Source organism: Bacillus sp. WP8 (assembly GCF_000800825.1).
Lineage (GTDB): Bacteria > Bacillota > Bacilli > Bacillales > Bacillaceae > Bacillus > Bacillus safensis.
The window spans coordinates 3378663-3405296 of sequence record NZ_CP010075.1 but is presented as its reverse complement, the minus strand read 5'-3'; the positions used below and the strand labels follow the sequence as shown (position 1 = coordinate 3405296).

30 protein-coding genes are annotated in these 26634 nt (G+C 42.7%); 22 read left to right on the top strand and 8 right to left on the bottom strand.

Annotated features, from left to right (window positions below; all coding sequences use genetic code 11):
• Nucleotides 1-12: 12 nt before the first annotated feature.
• The 10 genes from QR42_RS17230 (at nt 13) to QR42_RS17185 (ending at nt 8851) form a co-directional block, all read left to right on the top strand.
• Nucleotides 13-1191 (top strand): DegT/DnrJ/EryC1/StrS family aminotransferase, encoded by a 1179-nt coding sequence (locus QR42_RS17230; RefSeq protein WP_039182306.1) that lies wholly within the window; start codon nt 13-15, stop codon nt 1189-1191.
• Nucleotides 1188-2063 carry a GNAT family N-acetyltransferase gene (locus QR42_RS17225; RefSeq protein WP_039182304.1) on the top strand — a complete coding sequence of 292 codons (876 nt, stop codon included), beginning with the start codon at nt 1188-1190 and terminating at the stop codon, nt 2061-2063. Before QR42_RS17230 ends, QR42_RS17225 begins: the two co-directional genes overlap by 4 nt.
• Nucleotide 2064: 1 nt before the next feature.
• Complete coding sequence (locus QR42_RS17220; RefSeq protein WP_039182302.1) at nt 2065-3186, top strand: N-acetylneuraminate synthase family protein; 1122 nt, start codon at nt 2065-2067, stop codon at nt 3184-3186.
• Complete coding sequence (locus QR42_RS17215) at nt 3179-3919, top strand: cytidylyltransferase domain-containing protein (RefSeq protein WP_039182300.1); 741 nt, start codon at nt 3179-3181, stop codon at nt 3917-3919. The genes QR42_RS17220 and QR42_RS17215 overlap by 8 nt, the downstream gene beginning before the upstream one ends.
• Entirely contained in the window at nt 3916-4944 is a 1029-nt protein-coding gene (locus QR42_RS17210; protein WP_039182298.1) for a PseG/SpsG family protein, read from the top strand. Before QR42_RS17215 ends, QR42_RS17210 begins: the two co-directional genes overlap by 4 nt.
• Nucleotides 4945-4946: 2 nt before the next feature.
• Nucleotides 4947-5687: a sugar phosphate nucleotidyltransferase gene (locus tag QR42_RS17205; RefSeq protein WP_039182295.1), complete on the top strand. Its 741-nt coding sequence runs from the start codon at nt 4947-4949 to the stop codon at nt 5685-5687.
• Nucleotides 5684-6649 (top strand): dTDP-glucose 4,6-dehydratase, encoded by a 966-nt coding sequence (gene rfbB, locus QR42_RS17200; protein WP_039182292.1) that lies wholly within the window; start codon nt 5684-5686, stop codon nt 6647-6649. Before QR42_RS17205 ends, rfbB begins: the two co-directional genes overlap by 4 nt.
• A gap of 3 nt (nt 6650-6652) precedes the next feature.
• Entirely contained in the window at nt 6653-7507 is an 855-nt protein-coding gene (gene rfbD, locus QR42_RS17195; protein WP_039182289.1) for a dTDP-4-dehydrorhamnose reductase, read from the top strand.
• On the top strand, nt 7500-7955 hold the full coding sequence (locus tag QR42_RS17190) for a dTDP-4-dehydrorhamnose 3,5-epimerase family protein (protein WP_039182286.1): 456 nt from the start codon (nt 7500-7502) through the stop codon (nt 7953-7955). The genes rfbD and QR42_RS17190 overlap by 8 nt, the downstream gene beginning before the upstream one ends.
• A 104-nt stretch (nt 7956-8059) precedes the next feature.
• Entirely contained in the window at nt 8060-8851 is a 792-nt protein-coding gene (locus tag QR42_RS17185) for an SDR family oxidoreductase (RefSeq protein ID WP_326996190.1), read from the top strand.
• Between the two features lie 15 nt (nt 8852-8866).
• Here QR42_RS17185 and QR42_RS17180 read toward each other — a convergent pair whose 3' ends face one another.
• The 6 genes from QR42_RS17180 to QR42_RS17155 all read right to left on the bottom strand — a co-directional run bounded on the left by QR42_RS17180 (nt 8867) and on the right by QR42_RS17155 (nt 14966).
• Nucleotides 8867-10060, bottom strand: coding sequence for a pyridoxal phosphate-dependent aminotransferase (locus QR42_RS17180; protein WP_039183362.1), 1194 nt, complete (start codon nt 10058-10060; stop codon nt 8867-8869).
• 17 nt (nt 10061-10077) lie between these two features.
• Nucleotides 10078-11499: an alanine--anticapsin ligase gene (locus tag QR42_RS17175; protein WP_039182282.1), complete on the bottom strand. Its 1422-nt coding sequence runs from the start codon at nt 11497-11499 to the stop codon at nt 10078-10080.
• Nucleotides 11500-11514: 15 nt separating this feature from the next.
• Entirely contained in the window at nt 11515-12276 is a 762-nt protein-coding gene (locus tag QR42_RS17170) for a glucose 1-dehydrogenase (RefSeq protein WP_039182279.1), read from the bottom strand.
• The gene (locus QR42_RS17165; protein ID WP_039182276.1) at nt 12273-12980 is read right to left on the bottom strand and encodes a 3-((4R)-4-hydroxycyclohexa-1,5-dien-1-yl)-2-oxopropanoate isomerase; all 708 of its coding nucleotides are present in this window, start codon (nt 12978-12980) and stop codon (nt 12273-12275) included. The genes QR42_RS17170 and QR42_RS17165 overlap by 4 nt, the downstream gene beginning before the upstream one ends.
• Nucleotide 12981: 1 nt before the next feature.
• A complete protein-coding gene (locus tag QR42_RS17160) occupies nt 12982-13584 on the bottom strand; it encodes a type 2 periplasmic-binding domain-containing protein (RefSeq protein WP_024423797.1) in 603 nt (200 codons plus the stop codon).
• 149 nt (nt 13585-13733) lie between these two features.
• Entirely contained in the window at nt 13734-14966 is a 1233-nt protein-coding gene (locus tag QR42_RS17155) for an MFS transporter (RefSeq protein ID WP_039182272.1), read from the bottom strand.
• Nucleotides 14967-15111: 145 nt separating this feature from the next.
• Between QR42_RS17155 and QR42_RS17150 the strand changes: the two genes are divergently transcribed.
• Entirely contained in the window at nt 15112-15591 is a 480-nt protein-coding gene (locus tag QR42_RS17150; protein WP_039182270.1) for an Lrp/AsnC family transcriptional regulator, read from the top strand.
• 13 nt (nt 15592-15604) lie between these two features.
• On the opposite strand, the gene QR42_RS17145 is transcribed toward QR42_RS17150, so the two are convergent.
• Together QR42_RS17145 and hemQ are read right to left on the bottom strand one after the other, a co-directional pair.
• Nucleotides 15605-16765 carry an MFS transporter gene (locus QR42_RS17145; RefSeq protein ID WP_039182267.1) on the bottom strand — a complete coding sequence of 387 codons (1161 nt, stop codon included), beginning with the start codon at nt 16763-16765 and terminating at the stop codon, nt 15605-15607.
• Nucleotides 16766-16832: 67 nt separating this feature from the next.
• The gene (gene hemQ / locus QR42_RS17140) at nt 16833-17603 is read right to left on the bottom strand and encodes a hydrogen peroxide-dependent heme synthase (protein ID WP_024423793.1); all 771 of its coding nucleotides are present in this window, start codon (nt 17601-17603) and stop codon (nt 16833-16835) included.
• Nucleotides 17604-17843: 240 nt separating this feature from the next.
• On the opposite strand from hemQ, the gene pta reads away from it, so the two are divergent.
• The 11 genes from pta (at nt 17844) to QR42_RS17085 (ending at nt 26592) form a co-directional block, all read left to right on the top strand.
• Nucleotides 17844-18815 (top strand): phosphate acetyltransferase, encoded by a 972-nt coding sequence (pta, locus tag QR42_RS17135; RefSeq protein WP_039182264.1) that lies wholly within the window; start codon nt 17844-17846, stop codon nt 18813-18815.
• A gap of 129 nt (nt 18816-18944) precedes the next feature.
• Entirely contained in the window at nt 18945-19796 is an 852-nt protein-coding gene (locus QR42_RS17130; RefSeq protein WP_039182261.1) for a MurR/RpiR family transcriptional regulator, read from the top strand.
• A 148-nt stretch (nt 19797-19944) separates the two neighbouring features.
• Nucleotides 19945-20616 carry an RraA family protein gene (locus tag QR42_RS17125; protein ID WP_082700881.1) on the top strand — a complete coding sequence of 224 codons (672 nt, stop codon included), beginning with the start codon at nt 19945-19947 and terminating at the stop codon, nt 20614-20616.
• 13 nt (nt 20617-20629) lie between these two features.
• Complete coding sequence (locus tag QR42_RS17120) at nt 20630-21505, top strand: NAD(P)-dependent oxidoreductase (RefSeq protein ID WP_039182256.1); 876 nt, start codon at nt 20630-20632, stop codon at nt 21503-21505.
• Between the two features lie 46 nt (nt 21506-21551).
• The gene (locus QR42_RS17115; protein ID WP_039182254.1) at nt 21552-22886 is read left to right on the top strand and encodes a TRAP transporter large permease subunit; all 1335 of its coding nucleotides are present in this window, start codon (nt 21552-21554) and stop codon (nt 22884-22886) included.
• 13 nt (nt 22887-22899) lie between these two features.
• Complete coding sequence (locus tag QR42_RS17110; RefSeq protein ID WP_039182253.1) at nt 22900-23166, top strand: hypothetical protein; 267 nt, start codon at nt 22900-22902, stop codon at nt 23164-23166.
• A 175-nt stretch (nt 23167-23341) separates the two neighbouring features.
• Nucleotides 23342-23740, top strand: a complete 399-nt coding sequence (locus QR42_RS17105; protein ID WP_039183359.1) for a YwqH-like family protein — start codon at nt 23342-23344, stop codon at nt 23738-23740.
• Nucleotides 23741-23744: 4 nt separating this feature from the next.
• On the top strand, nt 23745-24023 hold the full coding sequence (locus tag QR42_RS17100; RefSeq protein WP_039182249.1) for a YwqI/YxiC family protein: 279 nt from the start codon (nt 23745-23747) through the stop codon (nt 24021-24023).
• An 11-nt stretch (nt 24024-24034) separates the two neighbouring features.
• A complete protein-coding gene (locus QR42_RS17095; RefSeq protein ID WP_039182242.1) occupies nt 24035-25729 on the top strand; it encodes a T7SS effector LXG polymorphic toxin in 1695 nt (564 codons plus the stop codon).
• Between the two features lie 19 nt (nt 25730-25748).
• Nucleotides 25749-26075, top strand: coding sequence for a hypothetical protein (locus QR42_RS17090; protein WP_039182239.1), 327 nt, complete (start codon nt 25749-25751; stop codon nt 26073-26075).
• Nucleotides 26076-26322: 247 nt separating this feature from the next.
• Entirely contained in the window at nt 26323-26592 is a 270-nt protein-coding gene (locus tag QR42_RS17085) for a hypothetical protein (RefSeq protein ID WP_039182236.1), read from the top strand.
• The last annotated feature ends 42 nt before the right edge of the window (nt 26593-26634 follow it).

Sequence of the window (26634 nt, the reverse complement as noted above, 5' to 3'; positions counted from 1 at the left end):
TGTGCAAGCGATATGGGAAAAAAGAGAGCACAATTTCTTCCTTATGCTCTGCCTTTCATTGAACAGGAAGAAATCGATGAAGTCATCGGAACATTAAAGTCCGGCTGGCTGTCAACTGGACCAAAAGTAAGACAGTTTGAAGAAGAATTTCAGCAGCTGACCGGTGCAAAACATGCGATCGCAGTCAATTCATGTACGGCTGCTTTATTTTTAGCGTTAAAGGCAAGAGGGATTGGGGCTGGGGATGAGGTGATTACAACACCTCTGACATTCTGCGCAACAGCAAATACAATCATCCATACGGGAGCAGCGCCTGTATTTGTCGATATTGATCCAGCAACACTCAATCTGGATGCAGAGAAAATAGAAGCGGCCATAACACCACATACAAAAGCAATTGTCCCTGTTCACTTTGCTGGTCAATCGTGCGATATGGACCGGATTTTAGCGATTGCCAAAAAGTATGATCTATTTGTACTTGAAGATGCTGCCCATGCTCTTTACACAACGTACCATGGTCAGCCCGTTGGATCGATTGGGGATGCGACCGCTTTTAGCTTTTATGCAACGAAAAACCTAGCGACTGGTGAAGGCGGCATGCTGACAACAAATGATGATGCGCTTGCGGCTCGAATTAGACGACTAGCGCTCCATGGGATGAGCAAGGGAGCGTGGAATCGTTATGGAGAAAAAGGAACGTGGTATTACGAGGTCGAGGAACCTGGTTATAAAATGAATATGTTTGACGTGCAGGCATCGTTAGGGCTTGTTCAGCTAAGCCGACTAGATGACATGCAGGCACGGAGAGAACAGATTGCGAAAGAATACAATCAGGCTTTTCAAAAAGAAGCGGGCCTGATCCTGCCGCCTGTGCATCAAGAAGGAAGACATGCATGGCATTTGTATGTACTGCAAGTAAATCCAAAAGAAGCATTCATCACGCGTGATGAACTGATTGATCAGCTGCAAAAGGAATATAAAATCGGCACGAGTGTTCACTTTATCCCTGTTCACCTGCACCCATACTATCAAGAAACATATCACTATTCACCAGAGGATTTCCCTGAGTCACTCGCATACTACAAGCAGACGCTCTCACTGCCGCTCTATCCAAGTATGACAGATGAAGATGTGCAGGATGTTATCACAGCGGTGCTGTCTATTTTAAAAGAACAGAAGGCATCATCATGAAGGTCGTTCATTCCATCGATGATCAGGTGCTGGCGGCTTGGCTGGAGAAATACGGCCAACAAGCGGAACAAATGAACGAATTCAAGCAGTTTGCTCTTGTTAATGGCGCCCAGCTCAAAGCGGTCCTGTTATATGAATGGTCAAAATGGGAAAGCGGCATTTTTGATCAGCATATTTTTCATGTGAAGTTTATAGAAGCGGAGTCAGCGTCAGCTTTTCAAGAATTGATGGAGCGTTTCATCAATTGGATGAGAACAGAAAAATGCGATTTTTTCTTTTTACGTCTTGAAGCGTCTGATCTTGAAAAAAACCGCATCGTCCAAAGGCTGTCACATGTGTACTATGTAGGCGGGCTCACTCGTCTTGAGGCGCCGCCTGTTCAAATGAAAATGCCATCAACAGGTGAAGATGTGGTCATCAGTCTGCCAGATGAAAAGGAATACGATGAGGCGGTGTCACTTGCTCATCAGGCTTTTGGGAAAAGCCGGTATGCACTTGATCCTTTTCTAGATCAGAATGTCGTCCAGCATTTTTTTCAGGAATGGATGAGAAATAATTTACTCGGACGTGCAGATATCAATCTCGCGGCAAAGGTGAACGGTGAAGTCATTGGATTGATTCAAGGTGTAACAAAGGGCGACGAACTGATCCTTGATTTATTGTCCATTAGACCAGATGTACAAGGAAAAGGGATCGGAAAAAAGCTGGTTATGGCGATGATAAAAGCCTCGTATGAGAGAGGGCACCGGTTTATGTCTGCCGGTACTCAGATGCATAACACAACCGCGATTCAGCTGTACGAAAAGCTGGGCTTTAGAACAAAAAATGCCTTCTTGTATTACCATGTGTGGCCGAAAAAAGGAGAGAGGTAAGATGGCGCATTTCTATATCGGAGATCGCAAAGTGGGGGATGGTGCGCCTGTCTTTATCATTGCAGAGGCAGGCATTAACCATGATGGAAAGCTGGATCAGGCACTTGCTTTAATTGATGTGGCAAAAGAAGCAGGTGCCGATGCGGTGAAGTTTCAAATGTTTCAAGCTGGTCGGATGTATCAAAAGGAACCGGGTTTGTATGAAACAGCCAAGGGAGAAGAGGTGTCCATTTTTTCTTTAGTAGAACAAATGGAGCTGCCGCCAGAATGGCTTCCGGTGTTATTGTCACGCTGCGCGGAAAAAGGGCTGATTTTTTTAAGCACAGTGTGTGACGAAGAATCTGCGGATCTATTGAATCAGACTGATCCGCCGGCTTTCAAACTGGCATCCTATGAAATCAATCATTTGCCGCTTATGCGTCACACGGCATCTTTTCAAAAGCCCATTATTTTCTCAACAGCCGGGGCAACCATTTCAGATGTCCATGAAGCATATGAGGCGATTACAAGCGAGCAAAATCAGCAGGTCGCTATCATGCATTGCGTAGCAAAGTATCCAGCACCTAGAGCTTACACGAATCTGCGAGTGCTTCAAACATTAGCTGCGGCATTTCCCGATGCAGTCATTGGCTTTTCTGATCATAGTGAGCATCCGACTGAAGCGCCAGTGGCCGCTGTGAAGCTTGGGGCAGCAATCATTGAAAAGCATTTTACAGTGGATAAAACGTTACCTGGGGCTGATCATTCCTTTGCTCTTGATCCTGATGAATTGAAGGAAATGGTTCAGCATATTCGAGCGGCAGAAAATCAGCGGAATCTAAAAGAAGCTGACACTCATTCAGTGCCAGAAGAGCTCCTTGGCAGTTCTTATAAAACGACAACAGCTATTGAAGGCAAGATTCGTGAATTTGCGTATCGAGGCATTTTTACGACAAAAGGCATTGCGAAGGGCGAGACATTGACCGCAGAAAATCTAGCTGTGTTACGTCCAGGACAAAAAAGCCAAGGTCTGCATCCGCGGTATATGGCGATTTTATTTGGCGCAAAGGCTGTCAGAGATATCCCAGCCCATACAGGAGTTTCGTGGAAAGATGTACTCACGCAGGAGACGCCAAATGATTAATGATGTGCTCTTTGTCATACAGGCGAGAATGGGCTCAACAAGGCTGCCAAAAAAGGTGATGAAACCGATCGGCGGTATGGCCCTGATCGACCTGATTGTTGAACGGGTAAAGCAATCAGATCATTACAATCACAAAACGCAGAACCTCATGATCGCCACAACAGTTGAGGCAGAAGATGATCTGCTAGCTCATTATTGTCTCTCCAAGGGATATAAAGTATTTCGTGGCAGTGAGACAGATGTATTGCAGCGATTTGCGCAGATTGTCCGTCATTTTGAACCGCAAATCATTGTGCGTTTAACAGGAGATAACCCATTTATAGATCCGGCCCTTTTGTCGAAAATGCTTGAAAAACATAGACAAGAGAAGGCTGATTACACGTATACGACTGGCACACCACTCGGTATTTCCGGGGAAATGATCGACGCACAGATTTTAAGTAAAATCGACAATTTTCCCCTTACGCAGCCAGAGCGTGAGCATGTCACGCTCTATATCAGAAAGCATCCTGAGCAATTTCATCTGCAATTATTCACACCGCCCAAAGAACTTGCATATCCTGCTTATCGATTCACGATTGATACAGAAGAAGATTATGAGTTTGCGACCCGTTTACTAGAGAAAGCTGGCGGCTCCATTGATGTGCCTACGGCTGAACTCATCATCATTTGCGAACAAGACCCCGATATTGTTCGATTGAATCAATTTGTGAAACAGAAGGATGCTGAATGAACAAGAAAATCATGATTGTTGTGTATGGCGGGTTTTTAAGAGGAATGGGGCATGTTGTCAGAATGAAACGGCTGGCAAATCAACTGCTTCAAGAAGGAAACGACTTATATTTCTATACAAATGAACAGATCTGTGTAGAAATGCTCTCAGGTCCAGATTGGCACGTTCATTTGGTGCAGGAGTCGAAGGCATTCCTTCAGATGGAACCGGACATAAAAGAGCTGAATCCTGATCTTTTGCTGATTGATGTACTTGATTGTGATCTCCAATTTCTTCGATTGATCAAAGCATCCACCGGCTCTGCAAGGCTGGTTTTATTCGAAGAAAATAGAGCAGAAGCGTGTCAGCTTGCCGATGCTGTCGTGAACGGCATTTATGGCGGTTTGGACGAAAATCACATGCAAGTAGATGGGACAGCATATTTTGATGGAACACCTTATTTATTGTTAGATCAAGAGATAAGCCGATTAAAAGACACATATGAGGTTCGAAAAGAATGCAAAAAGGTGGTCATCAGCCTTGGGGGCAGTGACCCGCGCGGATTGTTATCAAAGGCTGTATCAGCACTTCTCGAAGCTGACCACCTACACATTTTAGCGGTTACAGGAAAAGCCTCTCGCATTGAAGAACAAATAGAGGCTGAGCATATTCAATTCATTCGTCATACAGATCAATTACTTGCGCGTCTCTCGGAAGCCGATCTGGCAATAGTGGCTGGCGGGATGACGTTATACGAGGCAGTTTGTATCGGAGTGCCCAGCATTGTCCTTTCACAAGTAGACCACCAAGCAGTGACAGCCGCTCGTTTTGCGCAAAAGGGAGCCTGTCACCATCTTGGATTAGGTGAACTTGTGGATGAAAAAGATATTCGGCGTGCTGTGGAAAGACTGTCCGGCAGCTATTTTCTCCGCAGAAGCATTCATCTCAATGGACGGACACTCATAGATGGAAAAGGAACTGAACGAGTGAAAAACATTCTTATACACCTCATGAATTATCACCAAAAAGAACATAAGGATGTGTAGATGTGAAGGGAGTTATTTTAGCAGGAGGAAAGGGATCACGACTGGCGCCTTTAACGAAGATTTTCAATAAACATTTATTGCCGGTTGGTCCATATCCAATGATTTATTGGTCATTGTTCAAATTGAAGGAAGCAGGCATTTTAGATGTGATGGTCATATCACAAGAAGAACAAATCCCGCTGTTTCAAAAGCTGCTTGAAAGTGATCAGGAACTGGGGATGAACATCGTATATCAGGTACAGCCTGAAGCGTCTGGGATATCAGACGGTTTATCCTATGCAAAGCCCTTTGTAGAAGGGGAGAAGTTTGTGCTGATGCTTGGTGATAATGTATTTGAGGATTCACTAAACCCTTTTGTTGAAGCCTTTCAGCAGCAAGAAAGAGGAGCCAAGGTTTTGTTGAAAGAAGTGGCAGATCCAAAGCGGTTTGGCATTGCAGAAATTGATGCCTCGCGCCAACGAATTTTATCAATAGAGGAAAAGCCGGAGTATCCGCGCTCATCTTACTGCGTCACGGGCATCTATTTTTATGACCAGGACGTCTTTCAATATATTGAGAGAATCTCACCGTCAGATCGAGGCGAATTAGAGATTACAGATGTGAACAATCTGTATATCTCAAATAGCCAGCTGACCTATGATATGTTAAAAGGGTGGTGGATTGATGCAGGAACACATGAATCTCTCCACCAAGCATCTGCGAAAATGTTTGAAACGATGAAGAAAAAAGAGGGATCCGAATGACGAAGTCTTATTTAATTACAGGCGGAGCGGGTTTTATCGGACTGAATTTTGTGAAGCTGCTGCTTCAGGATACAGATGTCCGGCTCACCGTTTTTGATAAATTAACGTATGCCAGCCATCCAGAGGAGATGGATGAATTATTAAAGTTGTCTCATTTTCGTTTTATTCAAGGGGATATCACCCTTCAGCATGAGCTGGATCAAGCATTTGACGAAGTCTATGATGCCATCATTCATTTTGCGGCAGAATCGCATGTTGATCGCAGCATTGAATCAGCAGAGCCTTTTATTCAAACAAATGTCCTCGGAACGTATCGTATGCTTGAAGCGGTCTTAAAAGGAAAGGCGAAAAAGCTCATTCATATTTCAACAGATGAAGTATATGGAGATTTGGAGCCAGATGATCCTGCTTTCACAGAACAAACACCACTTTCACCGAATAATCCTTATTCAGCAAGCAAGGCGAGTTCAGATCTGCTTGTGAAATCCTATATCCACACTCACCAATTACCCGCGATGATTACACGATGCAGCAACAATTACGGACCGTATCAGCATGAGGAAAAATTAATCCCGACCATTATTAGAAAAGCAGTCAATGGAGAGAACATCCCGATTTATGGAGACGGCCAGCAAATTCGCGATTGGCTGTATGTAGAGGACCATGCGAGAGCTGTGAAGCAGGTGCTCGAAAATGGCACAGCGGGGCAGGTATACAATATTGGCGGCGGCAATGAGAAAACAAATCTCGATTTGACCAAAACGATTTTATCGCAGCTCGGAATCAGTCATGATCAAATTGCGTTTATTCAGGATCGAAAAGGACATGACAGACGGTATGCCATTGATGCCAGTAAGCTAAAAGGCGAGCTCGGCTGGACGCAGGAGACGTCATTTGAAGAAGGTATCGAAAAAACGATCAATTGGTATCGAGCCAAATACGATCAGAGCGAAGAAGGGTGACGGATGAAAGTTTTAATCACCGGTGCAGGCGGCCAATTAGGGAAAGAATTGAGCAGGCAGCTCAAGGAAAAAGACATGACCGTCATTGCCTTAACGAGGAACATGCTCAATATCGCAGACCAGCAAGCGGTCAGACATGCGATGAGACACTATCAGCCTGATATTGTTGTCAGTGCAGCAGCCTATACATCTGTTGATCAATGTGAAACAGAAACCGAAAAGGCGTATCTTGTGAATGGCATTGGCGCCTACTATACAGCATTAGAAGCAAAGCGCGCAGGGGCTGATGTGTTACATGTCAGTACAGATTATGTGTTTGACGGGCAGGCGGACACCCCTTACCAAATCGATGCACAAGCAGATCCTCAAACCATTTATGGAAAGAGTAAAAAGCTTGGTGAGGAATTGATTCAGCTTGTATCAGACGAAGTGAAAATCATTCGTACCTCGTGGCTTTACGGACATGAGGGGCGTAATTTTGTGAATACCATTCTTCGGCTTGCTGAAACGAAGGATCATTTACGCATTGTGAACGATCAGATAGGGTCTCCTACTTATACAAAGGATGTAGCCGAGGCTCTGATTCATTTGTTTGATCAGAAGGCAGGCGTGTACCATGTCAGTAACCGAGAAAGCTGTTCCTGGTTTGATTTTGCGTCAGAAATTGTGATGAAAAGCGGCTTGTCCGCCACAATTGAGCCGATTTCCACGGAAGAGTATGGCTTCCAAACGCCACGCCCGGCCTATTCTGTCTTAGATCTTCAAGCGATTGAAGCCACAGGCTGGCAGCCGAGGCATTGGAAGGATGCACTTCACGAATACTTGCAGAAAGAAGGGAGATGGCATCAGCATGATTGATGGTGTTCAAACGAAAAAACTCATGAAACATTGTGATGACCGCGGCTTTTTTGCAGAGCTCATTCGAGATGATGAACCGATGCTGAAACGCTTTGGTCAGGCGTCATGGTCGAAAAGCTTTCCAGGCGTGATCAAAGCCTTTCATTATCATGAAAAACAAGACGACGTTTGGTTCTTCCCCGCAGGTCATGCACAGGTCGTGTTATATGATTTGCGTGAGGACTCTTCCACAAAGGGGCAAACCGATGTGTATTATATGGGGGAAGACAATCCGATGCTGCTTCTCATACCAAAGGGTGTCGCGCATGGCTACCGTGTATTAGGTGAGACGCCGCTGCAAATTGTGTATTTCACAACAGAATCGTATGACCCGAAAAACCCAGATGAAAAGCGAATCGCCTGGAATGACGAAATGATCGGGTTTGATTGGGAAACGACATTTAAATAGAGAACGAGGGGCCTTTCGCAGGAGAAAGGTCTTTTTTTGTTGAAATACATTCTATATGTGTCATTTTATGTATATATACGAAGCTGATAAGAAAAGGGATGTGGATGAGTTTGTCTAAAAGAATTGCATTTGTAACAGGAGCAAGTACAGGGATTGGAAAGGCCATCGCCATTAAGCTTGCCGCTCAAGATAATGTAAAGATCATCATCAATTCTAGAAATCAATCCTCACTAGAAGAAGCGCAGCAGGACATTGGGCGTATGGCAGAAACAAAGGAGCCGGTGGCTCTTTTCTGTGGCGACATGTCAGATGAAGGGGTGCGGGCTGAGGCTTTTGAGGAAATAGAAAAAGAGTTTGGCAGACTGGATGTGTTGATTAATAACATTCCGGGGGGAAAGCCAGATACCTTTGATTCATGTGAGAGCGAGCAGATGATGGCAGCATTTTCTCAAAAAGCCATTGCGTACATTGATACGATGAAGCGTGCAGCAGCGATGATGAAACGACATGAATATGGCCGGATCATTCAAATTGTCGGGAACCTATGGAAGGAACCTGGTGACCAAATGTTTACGAACAGTATGATGAATGCAGCGATTATCAATGCTAGTAAAAATGCTGCCACACAGCTTGCATCTTCAGGGATCACAGTGAATTGTTTAAACCCAGGCTTTATTGCTACAGATCGGTATGAACAATTTATCGGAAACATGATGCGTAAACAGGCATTATCGCGGGAAGAAGCTGTACAGGCTGTAGCGTCAGGAATTCCAATGCAACGAGTGGGCTCAGCGAGTGAAATGGCTTCATTGGCCGCTTTTATCGCATCAGAGGAAGCCTCCTATCTTACAGGACAACAAATATCTGTCGATGGTGGAGCGATGAAAAGTATATAGCATCAAAAAAACCCGCTAGATGCGGGTTTTTTGATTAAAGCGAATCGGAAGGATGCGAAGCCGGTCGATAAACAGGGCAAGCTGTTCAATTGGAGCAACCATTGAGATGCGGACATGACGTTTTCCATGTGCTCCAAACACCCCCCCGGGCGTGACAACGACATCGGTATGTTCGAGTAAATAGTCTGCAAATGCATGAGAATGTTCAAACTCATCAGGGATTGGAGCCCATAAATAAAAGGCGCCAGCTGGACGTTCGATGGACCATCCTAGCTGCTTTTCTGCCTGACGGATGAAGAAGTGAATTCGTTCAAGGTAGACCTCTTTTAATGATTGAATGTGATGGTCATCACTTTGCAAGGCGACGGTTGCGGCTTGTTGAAATCCGCCATACATACTGACAAACACATGATCTTGGAAGGCGTTAATGGCTTGGATGATGTCCTCATTACCTACAGCAAAAGCGACTCTCCATCCTGCCATATTAAATGTTTTGGATAGAGAATATAATTCTACTCCTACACTTTTTCCAAGAGGAGCTTTCAGAAAGCTTACTGGTTTTTGCTCATAATGAAATGAACCATAGGCAAAATCATGAATGACATGCAGTCCGTGAGCCGATGCAAAATCAGCAGCCTCTTCAAAAAATGCATCATTTGCCACAGCACCTGTTGGGTTATTCGGATAATTTAAGAAAAGAACCTTTGCCTTTTTGAGCACCTCCGGATCAATTGAAGAGAGATTCGGCAAATAGCCATTTTTCGTTTCAAGTTTGATGCAGTAGGGCTTTGCGTCTGCCATCAAGATCCCAGAATGATATTCTGGGTATCCTGGATCGGGGACGAGGGCAATGTCCCCTGGGTCAAGCAGACACTGACTCATGACATAAAGGCCTGTTTTCCCCCCATTGAAAAGGGCCACTTCTTTCTGTGGGTCTATCTCAGTCTCGAATTCTTTTTTGTAGAAATCTGCAATGGCTTGCTTGAAAAAGTCGAAGCCTCTAAAAGGTGCATACTGCTGAAACTCTAAAGTGCCTGCTGCCTCTTGAAGCGCGCTTACGATATGTGCAGGAGTCGGAAGATCAGGATTTCCCTGCCCAAGGTTGATGATGTTCGCCCCGTTTTGTGCTTTATGCGCAATTTTCTCAAAGACGGTTCCAAATTTCTGTTCTGGCAGCCGTTCAATCACGTTAGATGGTAAGATCTTCACCACATTACCCTCTCTTTCTATCCCTTCACTAATTCATCCATTAACTGAATGGCAGCTTGCTTCTGTAAGTTGCGGATGGATGCGGCAACATCCTGTGAGGATGACCCTTTTAATTCAAGCGACACGATGCCATTAAAGGCTTCAAATAAAGAGAGATCCACAAAGGTGCCTTTAGATGGGACGGATTCACTGACGATCACAGTATCTCCAACTAAAGCATCCTGCGGAATATGGACATGATCAATGGTGATATGTGTGGCCTCTGCCGGTATGTGTCCGCTTTCTTTGAAATGCTGAGGGTATAAATGGCAGTCTGCTATATAATGCGTATGTCCAGAAAGCAGCTCTTTTGGCAGATTCGCTTTTTTTCCATCGACTAATACATCGATCAGCAGCTTGGCCATATCCACACCAAACACTTTTTTGATATTCGGAATCATATTCCAGCCAGCAAATCTAGCTGCGGATTCGATCAGTCCTGTTTCTCGATTTTTCATGAGCTTGATCTCTGTATGGGTCGCACAGTTTTCAAGTCCCAGCCCTTCATTTGCCTTCTTAACTGCCTCAATGATGATTTGCTGTGCTTCATTGTCTAGGATCGAGGGAGTAATATGAGCCGTTTCTGTAAAACCGATTTGAGGGGTCTTGTCATGTATGACAAAAGGGATATATTCTCCCTCCACGACGAACCCTTCTACACTGACATAATCAGAATAGCCACCCTCTTGATACCAATCCTCGTAAGCCCCCTCTAAGTACGTTTCAGCGACAAATGGTGCTTCATATGTCACAGCGTTTGGGACGGGAATGGTTTGCAAATAGGACTGTACGTTTAAAAAGAGATCATCACTGCCGGCTCTGTCATGAAAAAGGGTCACGCCAATCGAGCTTGCTAAATATGTAGGCTTTAAAATAAGCGGTGTCCCGATATGTTCAATAGCTTGCTGGAAATCAGCTAAAGTGGTGACAGGCTGAGTTTTCACCGCTTTGACACCAGCAGCGTTGAATGCAGCTCTCATTTGGCTTTTATCACGCGCCATTTCAGCTGCTTTTACCCCAGCGCCGCGCAGCCCCAGCCGTTCGGCGGCTTTTGCCATTGGTGCAATGAATAATTCATTATTGGTGGTGATGGCATCAGCTTTGAAAAAGGAAGCCACACGGACTAGGTCATCCACCACCTCTTCCTCTGATTTCAAATAATCATCATGTGCCCAGTAAATAGAATCAGGGTGCTCAAAAGAAGGGTGTGTCTCAAAATAATCACGGTCTTTGATGACGGCAATGGAGTATTTTTCTATTAGTTCAGCGTGTCCCTTTGTAATGGCAAAGGGTCTCGGGATGTAAGAAACGATATGATAAGATGCCGCCACGCTTTCATAAAACATATGGGGCGGGCATCCTCCTAAGTCAGCAATGACAAGTACGGTTTTTTTACTCAATGAAAGCACTCCTTTTTATCTAGCGGTGTAACCGCCATCTGCTGTGACAACACTTCCAGTCATATAGCTGGATAGATCAGAGGCGAGAAACAGCATCACGCCCGCAATTTCTTCAGGTTTTCCGAGACGAAGCAAGGGATTCACCTTTGCTTTTTCCTTTTTGACAACCTCAAGACTTTCTGAATGATTGTCTAAAAAGGATTTTTCATTTAATGGCGTATCAATGATGCCTGGGGCGATACAATTCACCTTGATTTGATGAGCGGCATAGTCAATCGCCATCGATTTGGTGAGCTGGATGACACCGCCCTTTGTTGCGTTGTATGCAGGAATGTCAGGCCAGCCAACGAGACCTCCGACAGATCCAGTATTAATAATACTTCCGCTTTTCTTCTCAAGCATATGCGGCAATGTATGCTTACTCATGAGAAATACACCCGTCAGGTTGACCTGTAGAATGTGGTTCCAATCTTCCAGTGTCATCTCGTGAATAGGTGAGACAATTTCGATGCCTGCATTGTTAATCAACACATCAATTGTCCCGAATTGGCTCAGCACGGATTGAACGGTTTTTTGACAGTCAGCCTCATTTGTAATATCTGTTTTGAAAAACGCAGCATGTTCATGAGGCAATGATTCAACGAGTTGTTTACCGCTATCTTCATTAATATCAGCCACAGCTACTTTTGCTCCGTGTTCAAGGAAAAGCTTGACGGCGGCAAGCCCAATCCCAGACGCACCTCCTGTAATCAGGACGACTTTTCCGGCAATGTTCATTTCTTCACCTTAGACGCTTTTGGCTTTAAGCGGTTATAGCGTGGAGGGAAGAAGAGATTAATAGACTTTGATGCTTCTGGCTTTGGATTAATGGCGCCGTGATCTTCTTTTGGATCACAGAAGTAGGTCGTGCCAAATTCCATCTTCTCTGTAAAGCCTTCAATCGTCATATCGTATCCACCGCTAATGCAAATCCCAATTTGTTCATTACGGTGCTTATGAAAAGGCATTTCCCCGCCATTCCCCGGAATGTTGGCAATCATAAGCTCCATCCAGTCCTCCACAAAAAAGGTCACTTCCATGCCAGGAAGCAAATCACGCGTTTTGAAAATGTCTAAGAAATAAGTAGGAGGAGCCGTATATTCCTCGCCATCTTTTAATCTCTTAATATCAATGGCGATCACTTCTTCATCTGTCAGATTCGATGCGCCGTGAGGAACGAATGGTGGTGCAATATAGGCTGATTCTAATGGGGTGAGCACTTGGGTCGATTGGCCGACCGTCATTTGAAGCTCGCCTTTTAATACGATGCCGATTTGCGCTTCTGGATGCTCGTGAGGTTCGATGATCGTGTGAGGAGGGACGTATGAAATTAACACTTCCGTATCGCCTCTGACAGTAGAATATTGGATGACACCATTATCCCATTCTCGTTTTTTCGCTTGAGGAAAATATAATTCTTGCACCTTTTGTTCAGTCGTCATGTTACATCTCTCCTTTTCCGAATATAGACCAGCTCATAGGAATGCTTTTAAATGTTCGAATGAAGGTGAGGCCGTATGTAGCTCTAGCCACCTCATTGGTTAAAGCGAAATCAAATTCGCCGTCTCTTACTTTTTGTGCGGCTGTACTTGTGGAATTGACAAGCTCAAATTCAGCATTTTGATGAATAAAATATTGAATCAAATTCACAGGTGCAGGATGAGAAACAATTTTTAAATGGTGAAGCATTTGTTCTTGAAAGGGGAAATCTGGTCTGACAGCCAAACCATACATGGGCGTGTCACATCTGAATATTTGTAAAAGCTGCAGGTCAGGTCTCATGTAGAAATGTTTGATTCCTTCGTATGCGTGTGGAACGAGAGTGTATTGGAGTGCGTTAGAGAGAGTATGTTCAATGCAAGTTTCGAATGTGTCGTAAAGGGATAGTTTCGTATGAGTGCCGAGTGTAGTGGTGGAATGAGAGATGAAATGTTTTGCTGCATATTCACTGCTTGTCCCCTTAGGGCCTAATGTATTGACTGTAAACATCTTAGGTGAAACGATGGGCTCTTCTTTGAAATGAAAAACATCATTCTTTAAGATCATGTTTACCATCCAATCTTTTTCAAATTTTTACTAGATTATAAAAAATAAAATTGGTAATTGTCAACAAAATTTATAAAAAATGTATTTTATGATGATATTAAAAATTGATCTAAAAAACTGCACATATCGAGATGTGCAGTGAAATGAGCTCACGTTTCAAAGGTATTTTTATGTTTCTGCTGTAAGGTTTTTTCACGTTTATAGCTGATGAAGCTGATGAGAAAACCAACGAGCGTAATGAGTGCACATACAAGTCCTACCGTATGATAGCCGAAATGGACATAAACAGGTCCCATCAAAGCGGACCCAAGCATAACGGCTAGATTGGAAGCAAGGCTGTAAAAAGCCATCACTTTGCCTCGGTGGGTTTGGGAGCAGTCGCTCAGGACGGTGCTCAAAAGCGTGACGGATAAACTTTGCATGGCACCCCAAATAAATAAAGCGAAAATGAGCAATGTCCATGAGAACGGTGCATAAGGAAGTAAGGCAAGAACGAGCGCAATCCCGCCCAGCACAAAGAAAAGAGACCGTGTTTTGCCAAACCAATCTGCTAATTTCCCGGTAAATATACTCATGGAAAAACCAACGCCATAAGCCATGATCAGAAGTCCAGCTGTTGATTGCCCTCCGGAAAACAAACTTTGCAGGTAAGCTCCTAAAAATGAGTACATGCCATAAAATCCAAGCATGTTACAAAATGTCACGGTCAAATAGGCAGGGACACGGTCGATTTTCAAAGCCCCCCATAAAGAGCCTGATTTCTCCCTAGCTTGAGGTGCCTTCGGATGAGCTGTGGCGACTTGTTTTCGAGATTCAAGGATGACGAGCAGCAGGACAACGAGACTCATCATGGCGAAAATCCAAAATGTCCAGCGCCAGTTCAAACTTTGACCGATAAAAGCGCCAATGGGCACACCAAGGACAAGAGAAAGAGACCAGCTCGAGACAATGAGTCCCATCACTTTGCCGCGATATTCATATGGAACCCGGTCCCCCACAAGAGCATAGGCTGTTGGCACAAATACACCAGTCGCCAGCCCAGAAATAGCACGGCCGGTAAAAAACACGGCCAAATTTGGGGCAGCAGCACACATCACTGTTCCAATCAAAAAGAAAGACAGCCCAATTATCAAACACAGCTCTCTTGAATACCGGTCCCCTAAAGGAACGAGAAGCGGAGCTCCAACCAGCACAGCTAACCCATAAATGCTGATGGAAAGAGCGAGAACATCAAGAGAGTGCTGAAAGGAGTTTGATAAATCAGGCAGCAGTGGTGAAATCACCAGTTCCTCCGATCCTGCCGCAAAAACGCCAAGTGTGAGTGCGATGGCAAGTGTGATGGGAAATGTTTTAGAAGCCTGGCTGTCTAAAGATTCTTTCATCAAGTGATCCCTCCATACTTGCTTTTTCATTCAATTCCGTTAAAATAAATTCTACCATTATTTAGTTTTATTTTACATTTCGCATCATAAGTATTATTATAAAATACTTTTCAAATGGAACGATTTTTGGATAGGAGAGGTACGAATGAAAATCACCGATGTAGATGTGCATATTTTAAATGAATTGAGAGAAGATGCCCGCTTATCCATGAGGGAATTGTCCAAACGAGTGAATTTATCAGCACCTGCAGTAGCAGAAAGAGTGCGTAAATTAGAGGATGCAGGGATTATCGAAGGGTACTCTGTTCAGGTCAATTATAAAAAATTAGGGCTTCTGATTGACTGCCTGCTGGAAGTTACAGTGTTAAATGGGGAGTATCAGCGTTTTGTGGCTTTTATGAACGAGCACCCACGCGCCTTTTTTGCTTATCGAGTGGCAGGGCAGTCTTGCTTTTTCATTAAGCTGTCTGTTTCTTCTCTTGAAGAAATTGAAGCCTTTATTCAAGAAGTGTCTGGATTTACAAAAACCGTCTCCCATATTGTCTTGTCAGAGCAATCTTTTTCTCATCCCATTCAGGAACGTGTGAAACAAATAGAAGAGCCAAAAATGACCGTGATGAAATAAAAAAGGACCTATGTCAGGTCCTTTTTATTCGTTTATCTGACTGATAACTCATAAACGTAATGATAAGGCCAATAAATGTCACAGCTGCAGCAAATAACGGAACAAGCTGTAAATGTGTGATGTCGATAGCAAGACCGCCAAGCGCTGCACCGCCGGCATTCCCAATATTAAAGGCAGAATGGCTGAGCGTCGATGCGAGTGTCGGTGCTTCATGTGCCATGTTCATCGTGCGGTATTGCAAGGTAGGAACAAGAATAAATGAAATGATTCCCCAAACAAAAATGGTCAGCACGGCAGGCACTTTGAATTCGGAAGTGACTGTAAACAATAACAGGACAGCAATGAGTAGGATCAGTGTCACCATAATACTCGGCATCAGCTTCCAGTCAGCAAGCTTTCCGCCAACTAAATTCCCGATGGTGACCCCAAGTCCAAATAGGACAAGGATGAGCGTTACCCCATTTTCCTGAAAGCCAGTGACTTGCAGCAGGATTGGGCTGATATACGTAAATGCTGTAAAAACACCAGCAAAACCAAAGATGGTCATCGCAAAGGAAACGAGTACCTGTGGTTTTTTCAAGACGGATACTTCATTTCGAATATCCAATACTTCTTCCTTTGATTGATTCGGAACTAAGCTGATGATACCGATTAAGGAAATGAGACCAATGACGGCAATGACTAGAAAAGACATACGCCAGCCGAATTGATTTCCGATAAAGGTACCGAACGGCACACCGAGTACATTGGCTACCGTCAGTCCTGTAAACATGAAGCTGATCGCACTTGCACTTTTCTCTTTAGGCACAAGCCGTGCAGCCATAATGGCTCCGACGCCAAAGAACGTTCCATGAGCAAATGACGTTAAAATACGGGCGGCCATTAATAGACCATAAGAGGTCGAGACAGCGGCAGCAGCATTTCCCGCCACGAAAAGAATCATTAACAGAATGAGGAGACGTTTTCTCGACATTTTCCCAGTCGATAACGTTAATATAGGTCCGCCAACTGCGACACCAAGTGCGTATCCAGTAATCAGCTGTCCTGAAGCAGAAATTGATACATGAAGATCGTTTGCGACATTTGGCAAAAGGCCCATGATGACAAATTCAGTCATGCCAATCGAAAACGCACCGAGCGTTAACGCAAAAATAGCGATGGGGAAGTTTTTCATGATGTGATCACCTTTCTAAACAAATACATAAAAAAGCTTCGGAAAGATCCGAAGCCTTAAGAGTTTATCATACATGGAAATAAGACGCCAGCTGCTCGTTTGCTAAACGGTTTCCAACAAAGAAGGAACCGAATTCGCCGTAGCGTGCACTGACTTCATCAAAGCGCATTTCATAAACCAATTTTTTAAATTGGAGCACATCATCAGAGAAAAGGGTAACTCCCCACTCATAATCATCAAAACCAACAGAACCTGTAATGATCTGTTTTACTTTTCCAGCATAGCTTCGGCCAATTAAGCCATGGCTTCTCATAAGAGATTTACGCTCATCCATGGAAAGCATGTACCAGTTGTCATTGCCAGAACGTCTTTTATCCATTGGATAGAAGCACACGTATTGAGAAGAAGGAAGCTCTGGATATAGGCGCGCACGTACATGCGGGTTCTCGTAAGGATCTCCGCCATCGCCGCCTCCTGCTAAGTAGTTGCTGAGCTCAACAACTGAAACATACGAATAAGCTGGAATCGTAAACTCTGCTAGTCGTGTTTTGTTGAATTCAAGTTCAATTTCACCTAGTTCTTCCATTGTCGGACGTAAAATCATGAGCATAATATCTGCTTTTTGGCCGACAATACTATAGATTGTTTGGCTTCCAGCTTTATCTTGCTCAGCTGTTTTCCATTTTTCCAATAGACCTGTGAACTCATGAATGATGGCTTGGCGCTCATCACTTGTCAGCAGCTTCCAAGCTGTCCAGTCGATCGTTCTAAAATCATGCAGCGCATACCAGCCATCTAGTGTTTGAGCTGCTTCATTTGTTGTATGTTGTTCGCTCATTTCTTTCACTCCTATTAACAGTTTTCCATCTGTTCCAACTATAACATAGTTTGTCCAAATGGAGATGTGATCAAAACTTGAACGAAGAAAACAGCTTTTATCAAAATTGATTAAATTAGTTTGAAAAATAAGAATTTAATTTGTAAGCGCTATAATATAAGTTGGTAGTTTGAATTTAGGTAGAAGAAGAGTATGCTTAAAAGAGAACGCTTTTTTTGTAAAATCAAGGAGGGTATTGTAGTGGCAGATATTTTTTCAACAGTTCAGGAAAAGGTTGCAGGTAAAGGAGTAAAGATCGTTTTTCCTGAGGGAATGGACGAACGCATTCTAACAGCCGTTCAAAAACTAGCAGACGGCAAAGTATTGCAGCCAATTGTGGTAGGTAAAAAACAAGATGTTGAAGCAAAAGCAAAAGAATTAGGTCTTACACTTGCTGGTGTTGACGTGTATGATCCTCATACATATGAAGGTTTTGAAGAGCTTGTACAAGCTTTCGTCGAAAGACGTAAAGGCAAAGCAACAGAAGAGCAAGCAAGAAAAGCATTACTAGATGAAAACTACTTCGGTACAATGCTTGTGTATAAAGGTCTTGCAGACGGACTTGTGAGCGGTGCGGCACATTCAACTGCTGACACAGTGCGTCCAGCACTTCAAATCATTAAAACAAAAGAAGGCGTAAAGAAAACATCTGGCGTCTTCATTATGGCTCGCGGCGAAGAGCAGTATGTGTTTGCTGATTGTGCAATCAACATTGCTCCAGACAGCCAAGATCTAGCTGAAATTGCGATCGAAAGTGCAAACACAGCAAAAATGTTTGATATCGAACCACGTGTGGCAATGCTTAGCTTCTCTACAAAAGGCTCAGCAAAATCAGACGAAACAGAAAAAGTATCTGAAGCAGTTCGCATTGCAAAAGAAAAGGCACCTGAGCTTGTACTTGATGGAGAATTCCAATTTGATGCAGCTTTCGTTCCTTCAGTAGCAGCGAAAAAAGCGCCAGATTCCGTCATCAAAGGCGACGCTAGCGTATTTGTTTTCCCTAGCCTCGAAGCTGGAAACATTGGCTACAAAATTGCACAGCGTTTAGGTAACTTTGAAGCTGTAGGTCCAATCCTGCAAGGCTTAAACCAGCCAGTAAACGATCTTTCAAGAGGCTGTAATGCCGAAGACGTTTACAACCTTGCGCTGATCACAGCAGCTCAAGCATTATAATGATCTCGACAAAGGCAGCCAGTACGATAGATTCGTGCTGGCTGTTTTTTTGATGACAAATGTGTACAATATAGGGGAAAAGAAAAAATTTGATCGTAGATAAAGCCGATAGAATGGGCAGGTGCTATAATGAACGATTTAATACATAAGCTTCAGCATAAGGTCGCGGGATTAACAGAGGCACAAAGGAGAATTGCAGATTATATCGTGCACAATCCGATGGAGGTCGCGTTTTTAACTGTAGATAAATTGGCTTCAAAAGTAGGGACGAGTACAGCTACCATCATGAGATTCTCTGCTGCTGTAGGGTATTCCGGTTTCTCTGAGCTTCAAAAAGAGCTTCAATCAAACATGAAGCATAAAGCTGCCCCTCAAACGAGACTTGAAGCGAACCTCAAGCATTCAAATAAAAGTAAGCTTCTGCATAACCATGTAGAGCTGCAATTTCAAAATATCCAATATGCTTTAGACAATATCACGGAAGAAACCTTTCAGCATATTGTTGAAAAAATAGCCAGCTCCCGCCAAGTTCTGTGTACAAGTGTCCGAAGTGGAAGACCTGTTGGCGAGTATCTGTCATTTGGAATCAATCGGCTATTGGGGAACTGTCAATATATTGATGCGGACAAAAGCGACTGGGTGGATGAGCTCGTTCATTTTCAATCTGATGATTTCATTATAGCGGTCAGCTATCCTCGCTATGCAAAGCGTATAAAGGACTTGCTGGAGGCAGCGAAGTCATATGGGGTGGAAGTGCTTTTAATTACAGACAGCTACAGCTCTCCACTAACTAAATATGCACAATATGTATTACCATGTTCCTCAGCAAGTGCGGGCTCTCATAACTCTGTCGTATCTGCTATCTTTATCGTAGATTATATTTTAAGTGCCTTAGCCATTAATGACCCTGAAAGGACAAAACCACGTTTAGATCAAATCAATCATATGTTAACGAAAATGAGTTATCACACAACACATTAGTCGTGTGGCGACTCATTTTTTTATTTAATTTTTTGAAAGCGCTTTACTAAATAAAATCGAGATGGTATGATCGTGTCACGAAAGTAATATATATTACTTTAATAAAATTGAATGTAATGAATATAACTTAAAGGGGATGATGGAAACAATGAGTACTGTTCAATTCGTGTCAAATGATCTAATAGATCGGGCAAGAAAGCTTAACTCAACCTTGCTGTCAGACGTGATGGGATGCACCGGAGCGATGGATCATCAAATTAAACCTGTTGCAAGAGGCATGAATATAGTAGGGACTGCTTTTACCGTTAGCTTACGGCCAGGGGATAATTTATTTCTTCATCATGCGATCTACTCTGCTAAAGAAGGAGATGTACTGATTGTTGATGGAAAAGACCATAAAGGTCATGCATATTTAGGGGAATTGATGGCAGGTGTAGCAAAGGCTGTAGGAATAGAAGGAATCGTGATTGACGGGCTTGTTCGCGACAAACTCGCTTTAGAGGAGCTGGCTTTTCCAATATACAGTAAGGGGTTTATGCCGAACGGACCTTTTAAAGATGGTCCTGGGGAATTGAATCAAACCATCTCGTGCGGCGGTGTCAAAGTAGCACCAGGTGATTTAGTCATTGCTGACGATGATGGAGTCGTCATCGTTCCACAGGAGAAGGCGGAACACATGCTCACACTAGCGGAAGAGAAACAAGCGTATGAAAATCAGAGATTAAACACGATTCAACAATATATGGACGAAGGAAAGCAAGACACTAGTCTCTTAGCACCTGCATGGCTGGCAGGCAAATTGAAAAAATTTCAGGAATAGGGGAGAATCGGTGATGAAAATAGGGTTTATCGGTTATGGAGAAGCAGCATATGAGCTATCAACGGGATTGAAAACAGAAGGATTAGATCAATTTTATGCGTATGATGTACTTTTACAAAATGAGAAATTGGCTGGAGCGTTGAAAGAAAAAGCATCGCAGACAGGAGTTCAATTAACCAGCAGTATTAGTGAAGTCATTGAGAAATCTGATATTGTCATTGCAGCTGTGCCAGCGAATAAAACTTTAGAAGTTGCCCAATCTGTATCGGGAAGTTTGAAAGAGAATCAAGTATATGTAGATGTATCGGCATCAACACCAGACATCAAAAAACAAGTGGCAAACGAAATTGAAAAGCAAAAAGCTCTATTTGTAGATGCTGCCATGCTAGGGCCTCTTCCAGTCAACAAACACAAGGTTCCGATCACGGCAAGCGGCAGTGGAACCGACCAATTCATGAAAGTAATGAATGCTTATGGCATGAATATCACAAAAATCAGTGACCAGCCAGGAGATGCTTCTGCCTTAAAGCTGATCAGAAGTGTCTATATGAAGGGGATCGTTGGTCTTATGATTGAATTTTTGGAAATTTCCAAAAAATATAATGTGGAACAACAAGTGATTTCTTCATTAAGCGATACAATGGATAGCAAAAGTTTTGAAGAGACCATGAACCGTCTTGTGACAGGGAGTGCATTACATGCAAAACGACGAGCGATCGAGCTTCTTGGCTCTATTGAAATGTTAGATGAAGCAGAGGTTGATGCCAGCATGTCTCGGGCAGCGCAACAGAAGCTAGAGAGATTAGCAGACTTTCAATTCGTTGAACGGTTTAATGGGAAAAAGCCGGCCAGCTGGGAGGAAGTCATTGACGTGATGCAGCAGGGGTAATAAATTGTAAGCGTTTTATTTAACAAAGGGGAGGCGAAAAAACGATATGGGTTTTATTGCGTTGATTGTATTCATAGCTGTCATCATTATATGGAATGTCGTCGTGAAACGGAATATGGGAGAAGCCATGCTATTGGGCTTTATTGCAACCACATTATTTGGCGGATTGGATGCATTAAGACTTTTCTGGGATGGATTAAAATTTGCATCCACATATGAGGTGCTCTATGCAGCTGTCGCATTTGTATTCATGGCTTATTTAATTGAAAAGCTGGAATTAATTCATGCACTCTTGCGAATCTTAAATTCGGTTGTAGGTAAACTTCCTGGTGGAGCGGCTTATATGAGTACGTTAGGCTCAGCAGTCTTAGGTGCTCTTTCAGGTTCAAATTCTGCAAACACAGCTGCCACTGGCTCTATCACGGCATCTTGGATGATTAAATCAGGCTGGAGCCGAACCCATACAGCGACCATTTTAGCAGGGAATGGCGGACTTGGAGCGGCACTGCCTCCAAACTCTTCCATGTTTATCATGCTGGGGTTTGCACCAATTGCAGCCCTTGTATCTGAGGGAGATTTATATATTGCGCTTCTCATAGGAGGACTGTATCAAGTCGTATACCGATTTATTTTGGTGTATATTCTGGTGAAAAAGAATAAAATTCAGGCCATGCCGCCAGATGATATTCTTCCTTTTAGGGAAGCTGTGAAACAAGGGTGGAAGTCGATCTTTATTTTTTTCGGTGCCTTGATTCCTATCATTATCACAATTGGTCCACTGGCAAACTACTTAAAAAGTAATCCAAACATTGGACCAGAGGCAATGGATCAAATTTCTTTAATTACGTGGATTCCGATTCTCATGATGTTGATTAGTTTAACGATCGGGAGAAAAAAGGCGTCTGCACTTGATTGGTCTCAGTTTTTCAAGTCGGCCATTCCTAAATTTACAACGATCGGTGCCTTGATGCTGTTTGCTGTTGCGGCAAGTCAGGTGCTTGCTGAATTAGGATTGGCAGAAGATTTGACGCAAATCACATCAGTACTTACCATTCCGAAATGGCTCATGGTACTCATTGTGGGAATTCTTGTCACGCTGGTGGCTGGACCATTATCTTCAACAGCCACATTAACAGCTGTTGGACTTGTCTCGTTTTCAGCTTTAGTCTCAGTCGGAGTTGATCCAGTTGTGGCTGTTGTCGCCATTCTTGCTTTTTCATCGACAGAAGGCGCTTCCCCGCCGGCATCAGGATCGATTTTCATTGCTTCTGGTCTTGCAGGAGCCAAACCTGAGAAAACATTTATACCGCTGATTCTCTACTATATGCTGCCGATCGTGGGAATTGGCTGGCTCATCGGAATGGGAATACTTCCAGTATAGAAAGGAGAAACACATGAGAGCATTAATGGAATTATTATTTAAAGTGCTGCTTGTCCTGTTCTTAACGTCAGGAGCCCTGTTGGTATTCGGTCAAATACTAGGGATTCTCTTGCAAAAGGGTGATATGATTATTGCGAGTACGAATCTATTCAAAAACCCAACACTGGTGTTAAGTGCCTTTTTTAGTCTTGTTGGTTTCTCTCTCAATTATATTCCTGAAAAGAAAGACACCTCATTTAGCGATCATCCATCAGCATCAGCGAGTGATTCGCTCAAATAAGCAATAAACAGCTGGATTCAGAAAATGAATTCAGCTTTTTTGCGCGCGAGAAATAGGTATTAAAACCCAATACGTACGATTCATTTTTTGGTCAATTCACTTTCAATCATATGCCTCTTGTTCTAGTAAATGGTAACATAACGGAGGACTATTTAAGGGATAGAGGTGTTTGACGATATCTGGAGCAATCATCGGTTATAAAACAGCCTTGTATTCATTAAAGGCAGATATATCTATAAAAAAAGAACAAATCATCGAACTCAACATGTGCCGCAAAGAAATTAAAGAGGCAAAATCAACCCTGTCAGATGCCAGCAAGAAAATCACTCATCCAGATCTGACATCACAAACATGGTTTGGCCATTTGGCAGACACGTTTGATGACATTCGTGACGGAATGGCTTCCGCCAGTCAAGAGATAAAAAGTGTACAGCTAACCAATTTATTAAATCGAATTGATGAGAAAATCAATGACCTAATATCAGAGATCCAATCGTTAGAACATGAAATTCATTCGGTTGAAAGAAAAATAGAGAAAGAAAAGCAGAAACAACTGGAAGAAAAAAGAGGGTAGTCACATGACGAGAGAAATTAAAATAGATGCCAGTCAGGTCAAACGAGTATTACAGCATGCAAAACAATCAGGCACTCAAATGAATGCAGCCCTTCCAACAACCATCAAAGGAAGAAATCAGCTCCTGACGGCAGACTCATTAGAAAAGATCAATCAACAGTTGAACGAATTAAGTACATCCTATATAGGCATCCTTCAGAAACAGCTTGTACAAACAGAACAAGCGGTGAACACCATGATTGAAACGGACAAGGCTCTTGCTTCCAGCAGTAAAAGAAAATAAAGGAGAAAGCAATGAAAACCCTTGACGCCTTTGCGCTAATAAACGGAATAGATCAAACGCTGAATGCGTTAAATCAGCAGTCACAGCAAATCAGCTCCATAGAGAAACAAATCCATCACATCATCTCACTCGATGGCGCACTAAAGGGAGAGGCAGGACAAGCCATCCGCGCCTTCTATACAGAATGCCATATTCCCTTCCTGCAATTCTTTCAGGTCGTCATTGAGGAATATAGTGCTGCATTAAAAAACATAAAGCAGGCTCTTCACGCACTAGAATCAAACGAGCACGGCTTTATCTCACAAGCGTTTATCGAAGATGATCTTGATCAAGGCTTAAAAAAAGCTGAACGTACGATTTCTGAAATCGTATCAGAGGTAAACCACGCCATCGGCAGAGTTGGTCATATTGTTCACTTGCCAAGTGTAGACGAATCAGCTTTTCAGCAAAACTATCAAAAGGCATGGCTTGAGACCTCAAAAACCATTGGTCTGCTTCATGCATTTGACAGGGAGCAAACAAGTGCTTTACATGAAACCAAAAGCTCCCTTCAAACAATGAAGCAATACATAGATACCTTAAGTACCATGTTCACCGGCCCAAGAATCGACATCACGAGCTATCAAAAGGGATCTATTTTCAAAGATGGAAAAAAAGAAAAAGTAAGCAGCACTATCAGTGGATTGAACGACAAAATAGACAACCCAAAAGACAATCCAATGATCATCATGCTGAAGAAACTGAAAGAGAAACAACAAGCGAATGTGGAGACGGTTGTTCGGAATGACACCCATAAAAACATCAGTAAACAAATCACAGCAAACGATCCATCGCTTACGACATTGCAAAGGGAAGCCGTGAACGGGAAAAACAAGATTCATAGAGACATCAGGGTCATAAATGGTAAACTATTCAACGTAAAAGGCATTAAAAAGTTAAAAGAATTCGACATCGCAGATGAAGTCGTCACGGACCCATCGGATATTGATTTTATTGGCGGAAGATACACCGTTTACGCCAATAAACAAATCATCCGAACGTATATCGCAAACGACGAAATAAGAATAGAAGAAGTCGATAAAATTCCAGAAAGCCGCAGCCGTGGCAACGCTAAACGCATATTAGACGGTGAAGTTGTCTCAACTACCGAAAACATCATCTTAGAATACAGCGGCATCTACGACGGCTACCGAGCCGTTACTGGCAAAGACCCAGAAACCAGCCAAAACATCAGCAGCACAGACCGAGCCTTATCCGCAGCCTCTACCATCCCAATCACGAAAATAGTGAAGGCTGGGAAATATGTTTTTAGGTTGGATCAAGGGAAGAATATTAAGAGGGTTAAAACACCTGCTTACGGAAAACAATCCGTACCTAAAGGACCTTACCGTGAAGTAAATGGTTTCCCAGCAAAAGTAAAATCAGGAGCTCAAGAAAAACATATTCCAGAAACACCAAATTACAAGCAAGAAGTAGCAAATGGAAAAAAGAAAAGTATTTTTTACGGAGATAATAAAAAGGCACAAGAATTGCTGGATAAATATGCAGGGACAGGCAAAGAATTGGGTAAGAATAAAGAAAGGATAGACTTTGGCCAAGCAATAGGAAAATACTATAATATTGATACTGGAAAGTATGAAGAGACTACTAAGGGAATGATACATTATGGGAAAGATGGTGCTCACATCGTACCAGCGAGGCCTTAAAATGAATTGGAGGTAAAAAATGGGTTATGATTCTTTGATTGGAACATTAATAAAATATGAAAAAAAAGATATGATTTTGGAATGGAATAGTGGCTTGAAAATCTTAGGGAAACTAGATACAGTTTTTGAAACAAATAATATGTTAGATGAAGATGATATTAATTTTACAGAATATATTGCAGCTGCTTTCCAAGTAAATGATATTCTATCTCATCCTAATGAAAACAGTGGCAGTGTATACGATTGGTTAATTCAAGAGAAAAGCTCTTTAGTTGAGATATCTCTTTATGATGATCCACCAAATAAGATTTTGGTAGATGGCCAAATAGTATGGGAATTGGCATAAGAGTAACAATTGACATTTTAGAATTTTAAAATCTAATCCCTCGGTAAGAGGGCCTTTTAATTATTTATGAGTTAGTGAAATATGCGTCAAGTTGATCGTTGGCAAAACCGGTTTCTGTAGGTTCATAACTGGGGCAGTTTGGGCTGAAATATGATAGCGCATGTGTATCATCAAAGCTCAATCAATATTATTAACAGTAAAGTACCATTGAATGATTTAAAAAAAACTTCGAAAATAGGAGCGATCAATGAACAAAAAACAAGAACTAACGAAACAAATCCAAACCGTCATCAACATCCTAGAAAAAGACTATTCCCAAAAAATCAATCAAGGTGTTCTCCAATTAATATACAAAAGATATAAGGATGCACAAAGGATCATTCAGAACAATGAAGATCTCCAAAAGATGTTGATCATTGGCGGGGTAAGAGCTTATTTGGATAGTTACAATGACTATCTAAACCCCTTTCTAGATGAATTGCATAAAGCAGAGAGTTTGCTAAAAGAAATGCTGTAATAGATAAAATGGCTGTCTATAGTTCTAGATGAGGCTATTTTC

Coding starts and splice junctions, on each gene's coding strand:
- QR42_RS17230 (WP_039182306.1), top strand. CDS start 13: ATGGGAAAAAAGAGAGCACAATTTCTTCCTTATGCTCTGCCTTTCATT.
- QR42_RS17225 (WP_039182304.1), top strand. CDS start 1,188: ATGAAGGTCGTTCATTCCATCGATGATCAGGTGCTGGCGGCTTGGCTG.
- QR42_RS17220 (WP_039182302.1), top strand. CDS start 2,065: ATGGCGCATTTCTATATCGGAGATCGCAAAGTGGGGGATGGTGCGCCT.
- QR42_RS17215 (WP_039182300.1), top strand. CDS start 3,179: ATGATTAATGATGTGCTCTTTGTCATACAGGCGAGAATGGGCTCAACA.
- QR42_RS17210 (WP_039182298.1), top strand. CDS start 3,916: ATGAACAAGAAAATCATGATTGTTGTGTATGGCGGGTTTTTAAGAGGA.
- rfbB (WP_039182292.1), top strand. CDS start 5,684: ATGACGAAGTCTTATTTAATTACAGGCGGAGCGGGTTTTATCGGACTG.
- rfbD (WP_039182289.1), top strand. CDS start 6,653: ATGAAAGTTTTAATCACCGGTGCAGGCGGCCAATTAGGGAAAGAATTG.
- QR42_RS17190 (WP_039182286.1), top strand. CDS start 7,500: ATGATTGATGGTGTTCAAACGAAAAAACTCATGAAACATTGTGATGAC.
- QR42_RS17185 (WP_326996190.1), top strand. CDS start 8,060: ATGAGTTTGTCTAAAAGAATTGCATTTGTAACAGGAGCAAGTACAGGG.
- QR42_RS17170 (WP_039182279.1), bottom strand. CDS start 12,276: ATGAACATTGCCGGAAAAGTCGTCCTGATTACAGGAGGTGCGTCTGGG.
- QR42_RS17165 (WP_039182276.1), bottom strand. CDS start 12,980: ATGACGACTGAACAAAAGGTGCAAGAATTATATTTTCCTCAAGCGAAA.
- QR42_RS17160 (WP_024423797.1), bottom strand. CDS start 13,584: ATGATCTTAAAGAATGATGTTTTTCATTTCAAAGAAGAGCCCATCGTT.
- QR42_RS17155 (WP_039182272.1), bottom strand. CDS start 14,966: ATGAAAGAATCTTTAGACAGCCAGGCTTCTAAAACATTTCCCATCACA.
- QR42_RS17150 (WP_039182270.1), top strand. CDS start 15,112: ATGAAAATCACCGATGTAGATGTGCATATTTTAAATGAATTGAGAGAA.
- QR42_RS17145 (WP_039182267.1), bottom strand. CDS start 16,765: ATGAAAAACTTCCCCATCGCTATTTTTGCGTTAACGCTCGGTGCGTTT.
- hemQ (WP_024423793.1), bottom strand. CDS start 17,603: ATGAGCGAACAACATACAACAAATGAAGCAGCTCAAACACTAGATGGC.
- QR42_RS17130 (WP_039182261.1), top strand. CDS start 18,945: ATGAACGATTTAATACATAAGCTTCAGCATAAGGTCGCGGGATTAACA.
- QR42_RS17125 (WP_082700881.1), top strand. CDS start 19,945: ATGAGTACTGTTCAATTCGTGTCAAATGATCTAATAGATCGGGCAAGA.
- QR42_RS17120 (WP_039182256.1), top strand. CDS start 20,630: ATGAAAATAGGGTTTATCGGTTATGGAGAAGCAGCATATGAGCTATCA.
- QR42_RS17115 (WP_039182254.1), top strand. CDS start 21,552: ATGGGTTTTATTGCGTTGATTGTATTCATAGCTGTCATCATTATATGG.
- QR42_RS17110 (WP_039182253.1), top strand. CDS start 22,900: ATGAGAGCATTAATGGAATTATTATTTAAAGTGCTGCTTGTCCTGTTC.
- QR42_RS17100 (WP_039182249.1), top strand. CDS start 23,745: ATGACGAGAGAAATTAAAATAGATGCCAGTCAGGTCAAACGAGTATTA.
- QR42_RS17095 (WP_039182242.1), top strand. CDS start 24,035: ATGAAAACCCTTGACGCCTTTGCGCTAATAAACGGAATAGATCAAACG.
- QR42_RS17090 (WP_039182239.1), top strand. CDS start 25,749: ATGGGTTATGATTCTTTGATTGGAACATTAATAAAATATGAAAAAAAA.
- QR42_RS17085 (WP_039182236.1), top strand. CDS start 26,323: ATGAACAAAAAACAAGAACTAACGAAACAAATCCAAACCGTCATCAAC.